Raw genomic sequence first — 16,098 nt, forward strand, 5'->3', positions numbered from 1 at the left:
CGCCGTTTCCTTGCCAATGCCCCCAGCTCTGACCGACCTGACGCGAGAGGTGATCGCCCTCTGGCGACGCGTGCACTGGCTGCCCGAATGGGCGGCCATCGCCATTGTCGTGGGTGCCTTCGCGCTCGCCGGCTGGCTCGCCCACCGGATCATCTTCAGCCTTGCGCGGCTGATCGTGCGCAAGCGCGACCTGTTCTGGCGCGGCGTCGTCGAGCGCGCGCGGCTCAAGCTGCGCATCCTGGTGCTGATCGTCGCCCTGGCGATCGGGGTGACCGTCTCTCCCATGGACCCCGAACCGTCGGAGACTGTCCGGCAGGTGCTGTTGTTTGGCTTCGTGCTGACGCTGGGCTGGCTGGTCGCAGGCGCGGTGGACATGTGGACGGTGGTCTACATGCGGCGTTTCAACATCGCCGCGCCGGACAATCTGGTCGCGCGCAAGCACGTCACCCAGGCGCGGATTCTCCAGAAGGTCGCCCGGGTGCTGATCGCCATGGTGACCATCGGCCTGGCGCTGATGACCATCGGCGGCTTCCGCCAGTGGGGCGTCAGCCTGCTGGCCTCGGCCGGCGTGGTCGGCATCATCGCGGGCCTCGCGCTGCAGCCCGTGCTGACCAACCTGCTGGCCGGCATCCAGATCGCCATGACCCAGCCGATCCGCATCGATGACGCGGTCATCGTCGAGGGCGAGTGGGGCAATGTCGAGGAGATCGGCTCGACCTATGTGGTGGTGAAGCTGTGGGACTGGCGGCGCATGATCCTGCCGCTCAGCTACTTCATCAGCACCCCCTTCCAGAACTGGACGCGCGAGACCGCGCGGCTGATCGGCAGCGTCTTCCTCTATGTCGACTACGAGGCGCCGATCGAGCGGCTGCGCGCGGCGTTCGAGCGCATCGTTCAGGCGTCGCCGCACTGGGACGGCGAGGTCCAGGTGCTGCAGGTCATCGAGGTGACGGACCGGGTCGCCCAAGTCCGCTGCCTAGCCAGCGCGGCGGACGGGGGCGCCGCCTTCGACCTGCGCTGCGAGATCCGCGAGAAGATGCTGGCCTTCATGCGCGACGAATGTCCGGAGGCGCTGCCGAGGGAGCGGTGGGAACCGGGCCGCGGGGAGCCGGTGGCTCCGTCCACAGGCTGAGGCATTCCAGCGGCGGCCCACCCCTGCTAAGCCGCCCCGATGATCCGGCGCATACGTCCTGTCCCCTTCCACATCGGTCCCGTCCACTTCGTAGGCATCGGGGGCATCGGCATGAGCGGCATCGCCGAGATCATGCTGAAGATCGGCTATTCGGTGCAGGGTTCGGACGCGAAAGCATCCGCCAACACCGAGCGGCTGGAGGCGCTGGGCGCGCGCATCTTCATCGGCCACGAGGCCGAGCATGTCGGCGAGGACGTCTCAGCGGTGGTCTATTCGACGGCGGTGAAGGCCGAGAATCCGGAGCTGCAGGCGGCGCGGGCGCGGCGCATCCCTCTGGTTCGGCGCGCCGAGATGCTGGCCGAGCTGATGCGGCTGCAGTTCTCGATCGGCGTGGCCGGGACCCACGGCAAGACGACGACCACCTCGCTGGTCGCCGCGGTGCTGGACGCCGGCGGGCTGGACCCGACGGTGGTCAACGGCGGGATCATCAACGCCTACGGCACCAACGCCAAGGTCGGGGACGGCGACTGGATGGTGGTCGAGGCCGACGAGAGCGACGGCAGCTTCCTGCGCCTGAAGTCGACGGTCGCCATCGTGACCAACATCGATCCGGAGCACCTCGATCACTACGGGGATTTCGAGGGGGTCCGGAAGGCGTTCTGCGACTTCGTCGAGAACATTCCCTTCTATGGTTTCGCGGCGGTCTGCCTGGACCACCCGGAGGTGCAGAAGCTGGTGGCCAGCGTCGATAACCGGCGGCTGGTGACCTACGGCCTCAATCCGCAAGCCATGGTGCGGGCCGACAACTGCCGGCTGGAGCCGGATGGCGCTTATTTCGACGTGCTGATCCAGCGCCAGGGCCTGGCGGCGCTGGAGGAACCGGACCGGATCGAGGGCGTCCACCTGCCGATGGCCGGCTGGCACAACGTCTCGAACGCGCTGGCCGCCATCGCCGTGGCGCGCGAGCTGGACGTCTCGGACGACGCCATCCGCCAGGGTCTGGCGGGCTTCGACGGGGTGAGGCGGCGCTTCACTACTACGGGCATCGTGGACGGCGTGCGCATCATCGACGACTACGGTCACCATCCGGTCGAGATCGCCGCGGTGCTCAAGGCCGCGCGCCAGGTGGCGCGCAGGGGCGACCAGTCCGGCCGGGTCATCGCCGTGGTCCAGCCGCACCGCTACACGCGCCTGCGCGACCTGATGGAGGAGTTCTCCACCTGCTTCTCGGACGCCGACGCGGTGTATGTCGCGGACGTCTATGCGGCGGGCGAGCAGCCCATCGAGGGTGTCGACAAACAGGCCCTGGTCGAGGGCATCCGCCGCTTCGGACATCTGCATGTTGAAGCCCTCGAAGGGCCCGAGGCCCTGGCCGGCATTGTCAAGAGCGAGGCCCGGCCGGACGACCTGGTGGTGTTCCTCGGCGCCGGCGATATCACCCAGTGGGCCTATGCGCTGCCGGCTCAGCTGGAGGCGCTCGCGTGAACCTCCCCGAAGTGCGCGGCAAGCTGCTCCTGAACGAGCCGCTGGGCCCCTACACCTGGTTCCGTGTCGGCGGCGCGGCGGATGCGTTGTTCATCCCGGCGGACGCCGATGACCTGGCGGGCTTCCTGAAGACGCTTGATCCCGCCGTCCCGGTCACGGTGCTGGGCGTCGGGTCAAACGTCATTGTGCGCGACGGGGGCGTGGAGGGCGTGGTCATCCGCCTGGCCGGGCGGCCGTGGGCGCAGGTGACGGCCGAGGGCGACACGATCACGGCGGGCGCGGGCGCGCTGGATTCGATGGTGGCAAAGGCGAGCGCGAAGGCGGGGATCGAGGGGCTGGAGTTCTATGCGGGCATTCCCGGGACGATCGGCGGGGCCCTGACGATGAACGCGGGCTGTTACGGCGCGGAGAGCAAGGATGTCCTGGTCTCGGCCTGGGGCCTGGATCGCCGGGGCGAGCGGGTCGATTATGCGCTGGCCGACTTCGGCTACACCTACCGCCATTCCGAGGCGCCGGCCGACATCATCTGGGTCGAGGCGACCTATCGGGGGACGCCCGCTGATCCCGCCAAGGTGCAGGCGAAGATCGACGAGATCACCTCGCGCCGCGAACAGACCCAGCCGATCCGCGAGAAGACCGGTGGCTCGACTTTCAAAAACCCGCCCGGCCATTCGTCCTGGAAGCTGGTCGACGAGGCGGGCTGGCGCGGCAGGCTGCACGCCGTGACGGGCGGGGGCGCCAAGTTCTCGGAGCTGCACTCCAACTTCATGATCAATCCAGGCGAGGCCACCGCCGCCGACATCGAGGGCCTGGGCGAGGCGGTGCGGGCGGATGTGCTCGAAAAAGCGGGCGTCCAGCTGGAGTGGGAGATCAAGCGGATCGGGCGTCGGTCCTGAGCCGGTAAACTCCGCGTAAACCCAAATGAGGGATTAACGAGGCTTCGCCCCTGCAAGAGCCGCGTTCATGCCCCGCAACCCTTCCGAGACCCACGTCGCCGTCCTGATGGGTGGCTGGTCGTCGGAGCGGGACGTGTCGCTGGTGTCGGGCAAGGCCTGCGCCGACGCGCTGAGGCGCGTGGGCTATCGCGTGACCGAGGTGGATGTCGGCCGCGACCTGGCGGCGGTGCTGACGGCGCTCAAGCCTGACGTGGCCTTCAACGCGCTGCATGGCCCCTGGGGCGAGGACGGCTGCGTCCAGGGCGTGCTCGAGGTCTTAGGCGTCCCCTACACCCACTCCGGCGTGCTGGCCTCGGCGATGGCCATGGACAAGGACAAGTCCAAGGCGGTGCTGAAGGCGGCCGGCGTGCCGGTGCCGGGCGGCGGCCTGTTTGACCGCCATGAGGTGGCCCAGCGCCACGTGATCGAGCCGCCCTATGTGGTCAAGCCCAACGCCGAGGGCTCCTCGGTCGGGGTCTATCTGGTGCGCGAGGGCGCCAACGACTTCGTGACCGAGGTCGGCTCGCCCGACTGGCGCTATGGCGACGAGGTGATGGTCGAGCCCTATGTCGCCGGCAAGGAGCTGTGCGTCACCGTCATGGGCGAGGCCTCGGGTCCGCGCGCGCTGACGGTCACCGACATCACGCCCGCCAAGGGCTTCTACGACTACGAGGCGAAATACGCGCCGGGCGGCTCGACGCACGAGCTGCCGGCGAAGCTGCCGGCCGCGATCTTCGAGCGCTGCCTAAGCGAGGCCGAACGGGCGCACGCCGCCATGGGCTGCCGCGGGGTGAGCCGCAGCGACTTCCGTTATGACGATGTTAAGGACGTTCTCGTCCTTCTCGAGATCAACACCCAGCCCGGCATGACGCCGACCTCGCTCGCGCCCGAGCAGGCGGCGTACGTGGGCATGGACTTCGAATCTCTGGTGCGGTGGATGGTCGAGGACGCCTCATGCCCGCGGTCGTAAGGGGCGGTCGAAAGCAGGCGTCGCGGCCGGCTCCGCGCCGGGCCCCGGCGTCGCGCGGCCGGGCCTCGACGCGCCCCGCCGCCGGTCCGGCCCTGCTCGGCCGAGGATTCCTGTCGCCCGCGACGGTCTGGGTCGGGGCGGCCAGCCTGGCCGCGCTGGTCGTGGTCGTGGTGGCGGCCGGAGGGTGGGGACAGAGCATCGCGGCCTCGGTCGGGCACGGCGTCGACGCGCGGCTGGCCGACATGGGGTTCCGCCTGGAGCAGGTCGACATCCACGGGGCGACGCCGGCGGGTCAGCGCGCCATTCTTGATCGCCTGCGGCTGCAACGGGGGCAGCCGATCGTCGGGCTGGACCTCGAGCGGCTGCGCGCGGACGTCGAGGCGGTCGGCTGGGTCAGCGAGGCGCGCGTTGTCCGCCTGCTGCCTGACCGGCTGGTGATCCAGGTGACCGAGCGCCGGCCAATGGCCGTGTGGCAGAGCGCGGGCGCCGTGACGGTCGTCGACGGCCAGGGCGTGGTCATTCCCGGCGCCGACCCGGGACGTTTCGCGGCGCTGCCTCTGGTCGTCGGCGCGGGCGCGGGCGAGGCGGCCTCCGAGCTCGTGCCGATGATCGAGAATTTCCCGCGGCTGCGCGAGCGCCTCGAGGCCGCCGTGCGCGTGGACGACCGGCGCTGGAACCTGCTGCTGAAGACGGGCGGCGTCATCCAGCTGCCGGCTGACGACCTGGACTCCGCCTTCGTGCAGCTGGAAGCGATGGATCAGCGTCAGCGTCTGCTCGACCTCGCCTTCGCGAGGGTCGACATGCGGGCGCCGGGCGAGGTGGCGGTGCAGCCGCGCGGGTCGGTTTGATTTTGGGTTGAGGGCAGGGCGCGGAAGAATCCGCGCTCTTTATTGGGGATTGGCTTGATGACGCGTTCGGGTGCGGGCGGCGAGGCAGAAGGGCTGAAGCGGCTCGGGGCGGCGAGACCCGCCCAGGTGGCGGCGCTCGACCTGGGCGCGTCCAAGGTGGCCTGTTTCATCATGACCCCGGACGGGGTGCGCCGCGCCGACGGCACCGTGCGCGTGGCCCACGCCGGCCACGTCCAGTCGCGCGGTGTGCGCGGGGGCGCCCTGATCGACATCGAGGCCGCGGCCGAGGCGATCGACCACGCCATGACGCGCGCCCAGCGGGACTGCGAGACGCCCGTCTCCAGCGTCATCGTCACCACCTCGATTGGCCAGCCCCAGAGCAGCCGGATCTCGGCGCAGGTCTCCCTGGGGAGCCGGCCCATCCGGGACGCCGATCTGGCGCGCGCCATCGCCTCGGCCCTGGGGCAGGCGCGCTTTCCAGGCCGGCGGCCGATCCACCTGCTTCCGATCCGCTGGAGCGTCGACGGCGCGCGCGGCGTACGCGATCCGCGCGGCTTGACTGGGCATCAGCTGGGCCTGGACCTGCTGGTCGTGACCATGGCCGAGACGGCGTTCACCGCCATCGCGCATTCGCTGGCCCTGGCGCACCTGGATCTCGAAGGCGTCGTCGCCTCGCCCTTCATGTCGGCCCTGTCGGCGCTGGAGGAGGACGAGAAGGAGCTCGGCTGCGCCTGCATCGACATGGGCGCCGGCTCGACCACGGCGGCGATCTTCTCCGACGGTTCGCTGGTTCATGTCGACGGGGTGCCGGTGGGCGGCCATCACGTGACCGCCGACATCGCGCGCGGCCTGTCGACTTCGATGAACGGCGCCGAGCGGCTCAAGACAATGCACGGGTCCTGCATGGCCTCGGCGCACGAGGACGGCGAGAAGATCGAGGCCCCGCCGCGCGGCGACGATCCGGGCGCCGGACCGATCGTGGTCGACCGGGGTATCGTCAAGAACATCATCGCTCCCCGCGTCGAGGAGACGCTGGAGCTGGTCCGCGATCGGCTGAAGGCGTCCGGAGCGCCGTTCGAGCCCGGCGCGAGCGTAGTCCTGACCGGCGGGGCCAGTCAGCTCAACGGCGTGCGCGAAATGGCCACGCGGGTGTTCGACCGCCCGGTGCGTCTGGCCCGGCCGATCCGCAGCCCGCACCTGGCCGACGCGGCCTCCGGCCCCGGATTCTGCGCTGCGGCGGGCGTGCTGGTCCGGGCCGCCTACGGTCCGCGCGAGGCGGTTTCGGCCAAGAAGCTGCTCACCGCGCGCATCGGACCGGCGGCCGCGCCACAGGTGCAGGGGGGCATGCTGAACCGTTTCGCGGGCTGGTTGCGCGAGAACCTCTGATGCGGGCCCCCGCAACGCGGGGAAATCCAAGCGTTACGGTTAACAAAATCCTCGAAAGAATCACGACTCAGGCTATCGCGGTAACGACGCGTTAAGGTTGGTGGTTTTCCATTAACCTCGTCCGTGATCGACGCTTCGGCCAGGCGGGGTCGTTGTCGTCACCGGACATCCAGGAGGTCGGTGAAGGCATGCGTGATCTGGGTCTTTCGGCGCCGAAGGCGACGGAGTTGAAGCCACGTATCGTGGTCTTCGGTGTTGGCGGGGCCGGCGGCAACGCGGTCAACAACATGATCGACGCCGGGCTGGAGGGCTGCGAGTTCGTCGTGGCCAACACCGACGCCCAGCACCTGGCGCATTCGCACTGCGATTCCCGAATCCAGCTGGGCGCGACAATCACGCAAGGTCTGGGCGCCGGCGCTCACCCCGAAGTGGGCATGAACGCGGCCGAGGAGTCCGAGGACGAGATCCACGCGCACCTCGACGGCGCGCACATGGTCTTCATCACCGCCGGCATGGGCGGCGGCACCGGCACGGGCGCGGCGCCCGTCATCGCCAAATGCGCGCGTGACCGCGGCATCCTGACCGTCGGCGTCGTCACCAAGCCCTTCAGCTTCGAAGGCCGCCACCGCATGCGGCTGGCCGACGCGGGCATCGCCGAGCTGCAGCGCTACGTCGATACCCTGATCGTCATTCCGAACCAGAACCTGTTCCGCATCGCCAACGAGAAGACCGGCTTCACCGAGGCCTTCGGCCTGGCCGACCAGGTGCTGCTGGCTGGCGTGCGTTCGATCACCGACCTGATGGTGCTGCCGGGGCTGATCAACCTCGACTTCGCCGACGTCCGCGCGGTCATGTCCGAAATGGGCAAGGCGATGATGGGAACGGGCGAGGCCCAGGGCGAGGAGCGCGCGATCAACGCCGCCATGGCCGCCATCCAGAACCCGCTGCTGGACGACACCTCGCTGCGCGGCGCCAAGGCCGTGCTGGTGAACATCACCGGCGGCAACGACATGACCCTGATGGAGGTCGACGAGGCCGCCAACATCATCTGGGGCGAAGTCGATCCGGAAGCCAACTTCATCTTCGGCGCGGCCTTCGACGCCTCGCTGGAAGGAAAGCTGCGCGTGTCGGTGGTCGCCACCGGCATGGACGAGGTCGCCATCCAGAAGATCGAGCCCTCGGCCCCGGCCCGCCGCGTCGAGGCCGTCGCGCCCCAGCCGATCATCCAGCCCGCTCCGATCCCGCAGCCCCAGCCGGTCATCGAGCCCAGCTTCGGCGTCCGGCAGCCGGAGCCGGCCGTGCGCCGCGCCCAAGCGGACCTGGAGATCGCCGCCCGGGCCATCGAGACGCCCCACATCCCGGAACCCGTCCCTCAGCAAGCCGCCACGGCCGAGCCGCGCATCATCGGCCGTATCGTCGATCCGGCGGTGGAGGAGATGGAAGAGCAGGGCGACCTGTATCTCACCGAACCCGCGCCGCAGCCTCGTTCTGCCCAGCCCCGCGCCGAACAGCCCGCCCCGCGCTTGCGGCCGGACGCCTATGAGGACGACGGCCTGTTCATGCCGCGCGCCGAGCCCAAGCCGCAGAAGTGGTCCCTGTTCGGCCGCCGCCGGCCCGATCCGGAGCCGCCGTTGGAGCGCGCGCCGCAGATGCGCACGGTCCAGCAGGAGCAGCCTCAGCCAACCGAAGTTGCCACGCCGGAAGACGACCTGGAGATTCCCTCCTTCCTGCGCCGCCTGGCCAACTAGGCGCAATCAGCCAGCCCCGACGCCGCTCGCGCCCCGCGCGAGCGGCGTTCGCCTATGCAGAGCAAGGCGAAACAAAGCGAAACTCGAGTTCAGTTTCTCAAGCGAACCATCACGGTTAAGGCGACCGTGGGGCGGGCCGCGTGTGCGGCCAGAGTAGAGGTTTCGGTCGAGTGACGCCGAAGGAACAGCACGAGCACACCCTGGCGGGTCCGGCGATCTGCGCCGGCGTCGGCGTGCATTCGGGCGAGCGCGTGCGCCTGTCGATCCGTCCGGCCCCGGCCGGCCACGGCGTCGTCTTCGTGCGCGCCGACGTGCGGGACCGCGACAACCGCGTGCCGGTTTCTGGCGAGGCCGTCATCGACGCCCGGCTGAACACCACCATCGCCAACGCCGAGGGCGTGACCGTCTCGACGATCGAGCACTTGATGGCGGCCCTGGCCGCGCTCGGCGTGTCCAACGCCGTGGTGGAGCTCGACGGGCCGGAACTGCCGATCATGGACGGCTCGGCCTTGCCGTTCGTCCAGCTGCTCGACCGCGCCGGCTTCCGCCGCCAGGAGACGCCGCAGCGCTTCATCGAGGTGCTGGAGCCGATCGAGGTCACAGACGGAGACAAGTGGGCCCGGCTCACGCCGTGCGACCGCTACGAGATGGCTTTTGAGATCGATTTCGACTCGGCCGTGATCGGGAACCAACGGGTGGACTTCGTCGTCGACGAACAGACCTTCCGCGACGAGATCTGCGCCGCGCGCACCTTCGGCTTCGCCCATGAGGTCGAGGCGCTGCGCCGCGCCGGCCTGGCCCGCGGCGGCAGCCTGGAGAACGCGGTCGTCATCGACGGTGATGTGATCCTCAATCCGGGCGGCCTGCGCATGGAGCGCGAGTTCGTGCGGCACAAGGCGCTGGACGCGATCGGCGACCTCTATGTGCTCGGCGCGCCTCTACTGGCCCGCTACGAGGGCTTCAAGGGCGGCCACGCCCTGAACAACAAGTTGGTCCGCGAAATGCTGGCCCGGCCCGAGGTCTGGCGCGTGGTGACCCGCACGCCGGAGCTGGCGCAGAGCGCTTAGAGCGCAATCGCGCTCATCTGCCGGCCGAAGTCCGGCTCTCCTCGCAGGAAGGCGCGGCGGTTTGAATAGAACCGCCCCTCGTCCGCGCGCGTATCGTGGCCGGTCCAGGCGCTCTGTCCGATGCCCGCAGCCTCCAGACGTGAGAGGACGAAGCCGGGAAGGTCGAACAGCCGCTTGTCGGGAGCCGCCCCTGGGATGAAGAACCGGCCCGAGCCGGGGGCCTCGGCGAGGAAGCGCGCCTCGAAGGCCTCATCCACTTCGTAGCTGGCCTGGGCGATGGTCGGTCCGACGACGGCGACCATGCGCGCTGGCTCGGCGCTGAGGCCCTGCATGGCTGTGACAGCTGCCTCGATCACCCCGCCGATAGCCCCCTTCCAGCCGGCGTGGGCCGCGCCGACCACGCCGGCTTTAGGGTCGGCAAGCAGGATGGGTGCGCAGTCGGCCGTGAGCACGGCGCAGATCACGCCGGGCGCAGCCGTGACCGAGGCGTCGCCTTCTGGCCGCCGGCCGCGCCAGCCCGTCTCGGCGACGTGGGCGATGGCCGAATGCACCTGATAGCAAGCGGCCAGGTCGTCGAGGGTCCCGCCCATCCATGCGGCCACGCGGCGGCGGTTCTCAGCCACGGCGGCGGGATCGTCCTTGGAGCCGACGCCGGTGTTCAGACCCTCGTAGACGCCCGTCGAGACGCCGCCCTGGCGGGTGAAGAACCCGTGGCGCACGCCCGCCTGCTGGAGCAGGGGGTGGGTGATGGGCCTCAGCCCGCTCATCGCTCGAACCCCGGCACGGCCAGCGATTTCGGCGAGAAGATGCAAGCGGCCTTGAACAGGGTTCCCATTTCGTCGAGAGCGGTGAGGCGGCGCAGTTGCCGGTCGACGACCTCGGCGGCCTCAGGGCGACCCGCCTTGAGGCGCTCGGCGCGCGCGCGGATCCCCAGCCGTTCGAGGAACTCGCCCTGGCCGCGGCAGCCGGTGACGTCGGCCCCGGCGCGGACGGCGGCGCCCAGCACCGCGGGGAAATCCGCCCACATGGTCAGGTCGGCCTGGCCGGGCGCCTCCAGCGGATGGATCTTGCGGTGGCGGATCAGGGCCTGGAGCGTGTCGCCGGCCTCCGGCCGGTCGCGGCCGTAGTCGATCAGCAGGGCGGCGCCGCCGTGCGTGTTCACCAGTTCGGCCAGGCCCTCGGCGAACATGGCCTGGGCCGCGCAGACCTCGACCACCTGGCCGGGTTCGACCGCGAAGGTGGGCCGGATGAAGCCGCCGCTGATCGGCGAATGGCCGAAGACCAGTTCGCCGTCCTCGTCGACGCCGACGCGACGCTCCGCCCAGCCGTCGTCGGTCTTCACGAACTGGCGGCCGGGCATGCAGTCCAGCACCTCGTTGGCGATGAGGATGACCGGCCCCTCGGGAGCGATCTCGTCGAGCGAGCGGACGAAGCGCGGCGGCAGGTCCGATTGCGAGAGGCGGCGCGCCTGGATTTCCCTGAGCGGCGCGCTCGGCTCGATCAGGGTCAGCTGCGCGGCCTGGAGGAAGGCAGGATCGGCCCGCGCGGCGCGCAGGGCGTCCTCCATCAGCGTGCCATCGCCGGGGCCGACCTCGACCAGCTGGACGTGGTCGGGCGCGCCGAGGCGGCGCCATGTCTCGACCGCCCAAAGGCCGATCAGCTCGCCGAACATCTGGCTGACCAGGGGCGCGGTGATGAAGTCGCCCTCGGCGCCCAGCCGCGGCCGCGTGGCGTAGTAGCCGTCGCGCGGGTCGTGCAGGCAGCGGGTGACGTAATCGGCGATGGTGAGCGGCCCGCCCTCGGCGATGTCGCGGACCAGCCGCTCCTTCAGGCTCATTCCGCGACGGGCGGACGGCTCCGCGCCCGCCAGATCAGCCAGGCGCCGATCAGGATCATCGGGATCGACAGCAACATGCCCATGGTGACGTAGCCGCTGAGCGCCTCGGGCATGAAGGAATCCGGCTCGCGCACGGTTTCCAGCAGCGCCCTGATGAGGCCGTAGCCGAGCAGGAACAGGCCGGTGACATAGCCTGGCTTCGCCAGCAGCTTCAGCTTCCAGACCGCCAGCCACAGGAGCAGGAACAGGCCGACGCCCTCCAGGCCCGCCTCATAAAGCTGGCTGGGATGGCGCGGCATCTCGCCGGCCGGGCAGACGCCGGAATAGAGGGCGCGGATTCGGTCGTTGCAGAAGATGACGCCGAGCGGTCCGTCGGTCGGCCGACCCCACAGTTCGCCGTTGATGAAGTTGGCGACGCGTCCGAAGAACAGACCGATCGGCACCACCGGCGCGACGAGGTCGCCCAGCTTGAGCATGCTCATCTTCTGGGCGCGGGCGAACAGGACGATGGCGATCGCCACGCCGAGCGCCCCGCCGTGGAAAGCCATGCCCCCTTCCCAGATCTTGAAGATGTCGAGCGGATTGGACCAGATCGGTGGGTCCATCAGCGCGCCGTAAAACAGCACGTAGCCGAGGCGTCCGCCGAGGATGACGCCGAGCGTCACCCACAGCACCAGATCGTCGATCTGGGCCGGGGTGGCCGGGGACCGGCCGGGCGACCACAGCGCCTCGCGCCGGGCCAGCATGGCCGCGTAGCGCCAGCCCAGCAGGATGCCCGCGACATAGGCCAAGGCGTACCAGCGGATGGCGACAGGCCCGATCTGGAACAGGATCGGATCGAACTCAGGAAAGACCACGGCGATTCCCCCGGCGGCGTCAGACGCCTCGTTTAGCAAGCGGCTGGCGGGCTGTCGCGCACCGTAGCGTCACCATTCCGGCGAGATTTCGGCGCGGCCGAAGACTTCGTCCAGGCGCGCGCGGGAACCCCGGTTCAGGTCGGCGGGCAGGGCGTCGAGCGGGAAGAAGGCCACCTCCGCGATCTCCTGGCTCGACTTCCGATCGCCCGTCTCCCAGGCGTCGACGCGGTAAAGGAAGACGTGGTCGCCGGGAAAGAACCGCTCGTTGGAGTGGGCGGAGAGCAGGGTGGGGCGGCCCTTGGCGATCAGACCCGCTTCCTCGCGCAGCTCGCGGACGGCGGCGGCCTCCAGCGTCTCGCCGCGGTCCACGCCCCCGCCGGGAAGCCACCAGCCGGGCAGGTAGGTGTGGCGCACCAGCAGCACGCGGCCCTCGCCGTCCACGGCCAGGATGCGCACGCCCAGCGTCTTGCCGCGGCTGATCCGGGACCAGGCGAAGAAGAACGGACGGGTAAAGGGCTCGATGGCCTCGCGCCAGCGCATGAGGTCTCCATACTTGATCCGGAAGCGAGAGGGACCTAATCCCGGCGCAAATCGTTTCGGAGCCGACCATGCTCGCCATCGCCATCATCTTCGGCTTCGTCGCCGTCCTGGCCGGATTCAACTTCGTCGAGTTCGGCCGGCTCGACTGATGAGCGCGCGCGGCGCCGCGCTGGTCACCGGCGCGGGCCAGCGCATCGGCCGGGCCATCGCGCTCAGGCTGGCGCAGGCCGGGTTCGACGTCGCCGTCCACTATCGCAGCGATCCGGACGCGGCCGAGGCCGTCGTGGCGGAGATCGAGGCCTTGGGGCGGCGAGCCGTGGCCGTCCAGGTCGAACTGACGGACGAGGCGCGGGCGCGGGCATTGGTAGCGGAAGCCGCAGGCGCGCTAGGGCCGCTGACCGTGCTGGTCAACTCGGCCTCAACCTTCGAGGACGACCGTGCGGGTCGCCTGGGCCGCGAGACCTGGGACCGGCATTTCGAAACCAACCTGCGCGCGCCCCTGGTGCTGGCGGAGGCCTTCGCCGAACAGGCGGGCGAGGGGGCCTGCGTGGTCAACTTGCTGGACCAGCGGGTCTGGAAGCTGACGCCGCAGTTCTTCTCCTACGCCCTGTCCAAGTCCGCCCTGTGGACCGCGACGCGGATGCTGGCCCAGGCGTGGGCGCCGCGCATCCGGGTGAACGGGGTGGGGCCGGGACCGACCCTGGCCTCGGTCCACCAGAGCGAGGCGGACTTCGAGGCGGAGGCCCGGGGCACGCTGATGGGCCGGCCGGTGGACCCCGAGGAGATCGCGGAGGCGGTCCTCTACCTCGTTGACGCCCCTTCGGTGACCGGCCAGATGATCGCGGTCGACGCGGGCCAGCATCTGGGCTGGCGCACCCCCGACATCCAGGAGCCCTGAGCTTGTCCCTGCCGCGTCCCACGCCTGTGTCCGAACCCGTGGCCGAGGGCCTGACCGTCTTTGTGCGGGGGCTGGAGGTCGAGGCGGCGATCGGGGTCCATGACCACGAACTGGGCCGGACCCAGCCGCTGGTCCTGGACGTCGAGCTGCAGCTGGCCCCGCGCTCGGTGCGGCGGCTGGAAGACACCTACAACTACGAAGGCGTGGTCGAGGCGGCCCGGGCCCTGCTGGCCGAAGGGCACATCGGCCTAGTCGAGACCTTCGCCGAGCGACTGGCCGAGGCGCTGATGGCCGACCACCGGATCCGGCGCTGCCGTGTGGCGGTGGCCAAGTCGGAGGCGCTGAAGGACGCGCGCGCCGCGGGCTGCGAGGTCGTCCTGGTCCGCTAGGCCGGCGCGTTGCCGCGTGGCGCGGCGGCGGCTAGGGATAGGCATGGCCGAGCCCGAGGACCCGCGCGAAGACGAACCCGACGAGGCCGTCGAGGCGGCGGCCGAGCCGACCGGGTCCCCCGTGCCCGAGCCGGAGCCCCTCCCCGAACCTGAGCCCAAACCGGAGCCGGCGGCGCCGGCCGTGGAGCTCGGGCCCGTCGACGACGACCTGATCGGCTTCTGCAATCCGCGGTCGCTGACCGGAGAGCGGCGCGCGCCCCAGCCCATGTTCGGAACGGCGTTGGCGGGCGGAGCGGCCGTGCTGGCCCCTGCCGACGACCTTCCGCGCGCCACCCGGCCCTTCGCGCGGCCCAGGCCCCGCCCCGAGGAGGGCGTCACCGCCGAGCCCGAGAGCCGGATGGCCCTGACCATCTATGGCCTGCTGGTCGGCTCGGTCCTGACGCTGGGCCTGTCGGTCCTGCCGGCGCTGTACCTGGCCTGGATCTCGCGCCTGGGCGCCGAGGGCTGGACCCGCGGGCACCTGCTCTATCAGCTGCGGACCAGCCTGGTCGGAACCGTGGCCGGGGCCGTGGGCGTTCTGGCCCTGCCGGTCGGGCTGGGCGTCTTCATCCTGACCGCGACCCTGGCCTGGGTGGTGGTCAGGGGATCGGCCGGCCTGATCCGCCTGGTGCAGCACAAGCCCATCAAGAATCCGCGAACCTGGAGCCTGCCATGACCGACACCCGCGACCCCGACCTGATCTCGGAAGAGGGCCGGCCGGCCGCGGCCGTGGTCTGGCTGCTCTACATCCTGTCGATCCCCAGCGCGGGCGTGCTGGCGGTGGTCGGGCTGATCGTGGCCTATGTCTCGCGCGGCTCGGCGCAAGGCTGGGTCCGCAGCCACTTCGACCAGCAGATCCGCATCTTCTGGCAGTCCTTCTGGTGGCACGTGATCCCGTGGGTGGTGGTCGGCCTGCTGAGCCTGGTCCTGATCGGCCTGTTGCTGCTGTGGGTCCCCTTCGTGATCAGTTTCGTCCTGCTCATCTGGTTCACGGTGAAGAGCGTGCTGGGCATGGTCGACCTGCTGAACAGCCGGCCGGTGCGATAGAACACACTCCGGCTTCGATTTTCTCGGGAAGTGTCGGCGATCAGGCATATCCCGCGCGCGAACACGGCTAGGCGGGTGTCCGTACGATACCGGGCGCTGATGGATGAAGACACCGGCCGAGCTCCGCGCCGAAGCGATCAAGTGCCGCCGGCTGGCGGCTGGGATCACTGACCGCACGACCGTCGAAGCCCTGCGCGCCTGCGCCGAGGAGGCCGAGGCGCGGGCGGAGGCGATGGATCGCCAGGCCCTCCTCGAGGACCGTCCCGAAGCCTGAGCGTAGGAACTCGCCCGTGGGGCGGGTGTTTTCTCCGCGCACGGCCCGGAGCCGTGCGAAGTGGAGACTGATCATGCGTATTTCCGCCTTGCTTGCCGGGGCCGCGATGCTCGCCGTCGCTGTTCCGGCCTCCGCCCAAGTCGTGGGCGGCAATGTGGGGGCAGGGGTCAGGGGCAATACGGGCCTGGGCCCGACCGTCAGCGGCCTTGCGCGCGAGGGCCGCGCCATCGGCAGCGACGTCAGGGATCTGGCGCGAGACCAGGTCGAATTCGGCCGCGAGACGGCGCGCGACGCCCGTGACCGGGCCGACGCCGACGTTAGCGCCTCGGCTCGGGCGGAAGCCGGCCGGGGCAACGCCTCCTTTGGCCTGGATGTCGCGGCCGGCGCCTCGGTGCGCTCCAACGGCGGCGACACCTTGGGCCAGGTGGTCAGCATCGAGCGCAGCGCGACCGGCCAGGCCCGGCGTGTGCTGGTGCGGGGCCGTGACGGCGTGACCCGCGCGGTCGACGCCTCGGCCCTGTCGGTGAACGGCTCGGGCGAGGTCACGGGCGACTTCACCGCCTACCAGTTCCGCCGGATGCCGGCGGACCCGTCGTACGACGACACCCGGCGTTCCCCGGAGCCGACCAATGACGACCGCATCGAC

At 70.3% G+C, this 16,098-nt stretch carries 18 protein-coding genes; 14 read left to right on the plus strand and 4 right to left on the minus strand.

Translation table 11 applies throughout. The features are described 5' to 3' along the window. Positions 1–16 precede the first annotated feature (16 nt). The 8 genes from Q0M60_RS06720 (at position 17) to lpxC (ending at position 9,571) form a co-directional block, all read left to right on the plus strand. Positions 17–1,132 (plus strand): mechanosensitive ion channel family protein, encoded by a 1,116-nt coding sequence (locus Q0M60_RS06720; protein ID WP_296817605.1) that lies wholly within the window; start codon positions 17–19, stop codon positions 1,130–1,132. Between the two features lie 39 nt (positions 1,133–1,171). Then, positions 1,172–2,617, plus strand: coding sequence for a UDP-N-acetylmuramate--L-alanine ligase (gene murC / locus Q0M60_RS06725; RefSeq protein ID WP_296817606.1), 1,446 nt, complete (start codon positions 1,172–1,174; stop codon positions 2,615–2,617). Beyond that, entirely contained in the window at positions 2,614–3,513 is a 900-nt protein-coding gene (gene murB, locus Q0M60_RS06730) for a UDP-N-acetylmuramate dehydrogenase (protein ID WP_296817608.1), read from the plus strand. The genes murC and murB overlap by 4 nt, the downstream gene beginning before the upstream one ends. Before the next feature lie 67 nt (positions 3,514–3,580). After that, complete coding sequence (locus tag Q0M60_RS06735; RefSeq protein WP_296817610.1) at positions 3,581–4,522, plus strand: D-alanine--D-alanine ligase; 942 nt, start codon at positions 3,581–3,583, stop codon at positions 4,520–4,522. After that, complete coding sequence (locus Q0M60_RS06740) at positions 4,507–5,370, plus strand: cell division protein FtsQ/DivIB (RefSeq protein WP_296817612.1); 864 nt, start codon at positions 4,507–4,509, stop codon at positions 5,368–5,370. Before Q0M60_RS06735 ends, Q0M60_RS06740 begins: the two co-directional genes overlap by 16 nt. A gap of 57 nt (positions 5,371–5,427) precedes the next feature. Further along, positions 5,428–6,756, plus strand: coding sequence for a cell division protein FtsA (gene ftsA / locus Q0M60_RS06745; protein ID WP_296817614.1), 1,329 nt, complete (start codon positions 5,428–5,430; stop codon positions 6,754–6,756). Positions 6,757–6,944: 188 nt separating this feature from the next. Then, a complete protein-coding gene (ftsZ, locus tag Q0M60_RS06750; RefSeq protein ID WP_296817617.1) occupies positions 6,945–8,504 on the plus strand; it encodes a cell division protein FtsZ in 1,560 nt (519 codons plus the stop codon). A 170-nt stretch (positions 8,505–8,674) separates the two neighbouring features. Continuing rightward, positions 8,675–9,571, plus strand: coding sequence for a UDP-3-O-acyl-N-acetylglucosamine deacetylase (lpxC, locus tag Q0M60_RS06755; RefSeq protein ID WP_296817619.1), 897 nt, complete (start codon positions 8,675–8,677; stop codon positions 9,569–9,571). Here lpxC and pgeF read toward each other — a convergent pair. The 4 genes from pgeF to Q0M60_RS06775 all read right to left on the minus strand — a co-directional run bounded on the left by pgeF (position 9,568) and on the right by Q0M60_RS06775 (position 12,805). After that, a complete protein-coding gene (gene pgeF / locus Q0M60_RS06760; RefSeq protein ID WP_296817621.1) occupies positions 9,568–10,338 on the minus strand; it encodes a peptidoglycan editing factor PgeF in 771 nt (256 codons plus the stop codon). The two genes, lpxC and pgeF, sit on opposite strands and share 4 nt — an antisense overlap. After that, positions 10,335–11,408, minus strand: a complete 1,074-nt coding sequence (locus Q0M60_RS06765) for an SAM-dependent methyltransferase (protein ID WP_296817623.1) — start codon at positions 11,406–11,408, stop codon at positions 10,335–10,337. Before Q0M60_RS06765 ends, pgeF begins: the two co-directional genes overlap by 4 nt. Further along, complete coding sequence (gene lgt / locus Q0M60_RS06770; RefSeq protein ID WP_296817625.1) at positions 11,405–12,265, minus strand: prolipoprotein diacylglyceryl transferase; 861 nt, start codon at positions 12,263–12,265, stop codon at positions 11,405–11,407. The genes Q0M60_RS06765 and lgt overlap by 4 nt, the downstream gene beginning before the upstream one ends. A gap of 69 nt (positions 12,266–12,334) precedes the next feature. Then, on the minus strand, positions 12,335–12,805 hold the full coding sequence (locus Q0M60_RS06775; protein WP_296817627.1) for an NUDIX domain-containing protein: 471 nt from the start codon (positions 12,803–12,805) through the stop codon (positions 12,335–12,337). Between the two features lie 148 nt (positions 12,806–12,953). On the opposite strand from Q0M60_RS06775, the gene Q0M60_RS06780 reads away from it, so the two are divergent. From Q0M60_RS06780 to Q0M60_RS06805, 6 genes are all read left to right on the plus strand, one after another. After that, positions 12,954–13,703 carry an SDR family oxidoreductase gene (locus Q0M60_RS06780; RefSeq protein ID WP_296817629.1) on the plus strand — a complete coding sequence of 250 codons (750 nt, stop codon included), beginning with the start codon at positions 12,954–12,956 and terminating at the stop codon, positions 13,701–13,703. Between the two features lie 2 nt (positions 13,704–13,705). After that, positions 13,706–14,092 (plus strand): dihydroneopterin aldolase, encoded by a 387-nt coding sequence (gene folB / locus Q0M60_RS06785; protein ID WP_296817631.1) that lies wholly within the window; start codon positions 13,706–13,708, stop codon positions 14,090–14,092. Positions 14,093–14,135: 43 nt separating this feature from the next. Then, complete coding sequence (locus Q0M60_RS06790) at positions 14,136–14,807, plus strand: hypothetical protein (protein ID WP_296817632.1); 672 nt, start codon at positions 14,136–14,138, stop codon at positions 14,805–14,807. Then, positions 14,804–15,178 (plus strand): hypothetical protein, encoded by a 375-nt coding sequence (locus tag Q0M60_RS06795; protein WP_296817635.1) that lies wholly within the window; start codon positions 14,804–14,806, stop codon positions 15,176–15,178. Before Q0M60_RS06790 ends, Q0M60_RS06795 begins: the two co-directional genes overlap by 4 nt. Positions 15,179–15,281: 103 nt before the next feature. Then, positions 15,282–15,452 (plus strand): hypothetical protein, encoded by a 171-nt coding sequence (locus tag Q0M60_RS06800; RefSeq protein ID WP_296817636.1) that lies wholly within the window; start codon positions 15,282–15,284, stop codon positions 15,450–15,452. Between the two features lie 73 nt (positions 15,453–15,525). After that, the coding region (locus tag Q0M60_RS06805; RefSeq protein ID WP_296817638.1) for a hypothetical protein at positions 15,526–16,098 on the plus strand (573 nt) is incomplete at its 3' end.

This window comes from Brevundimonas sp., assembly GCF_024711105.1.
Taxonomy (GTDB): domain Bacteria; phylum Pseudomonadota; class Alphaproteobacteria; order Caulobacterales; family Caulobacteraceae; genus Brevundimonas.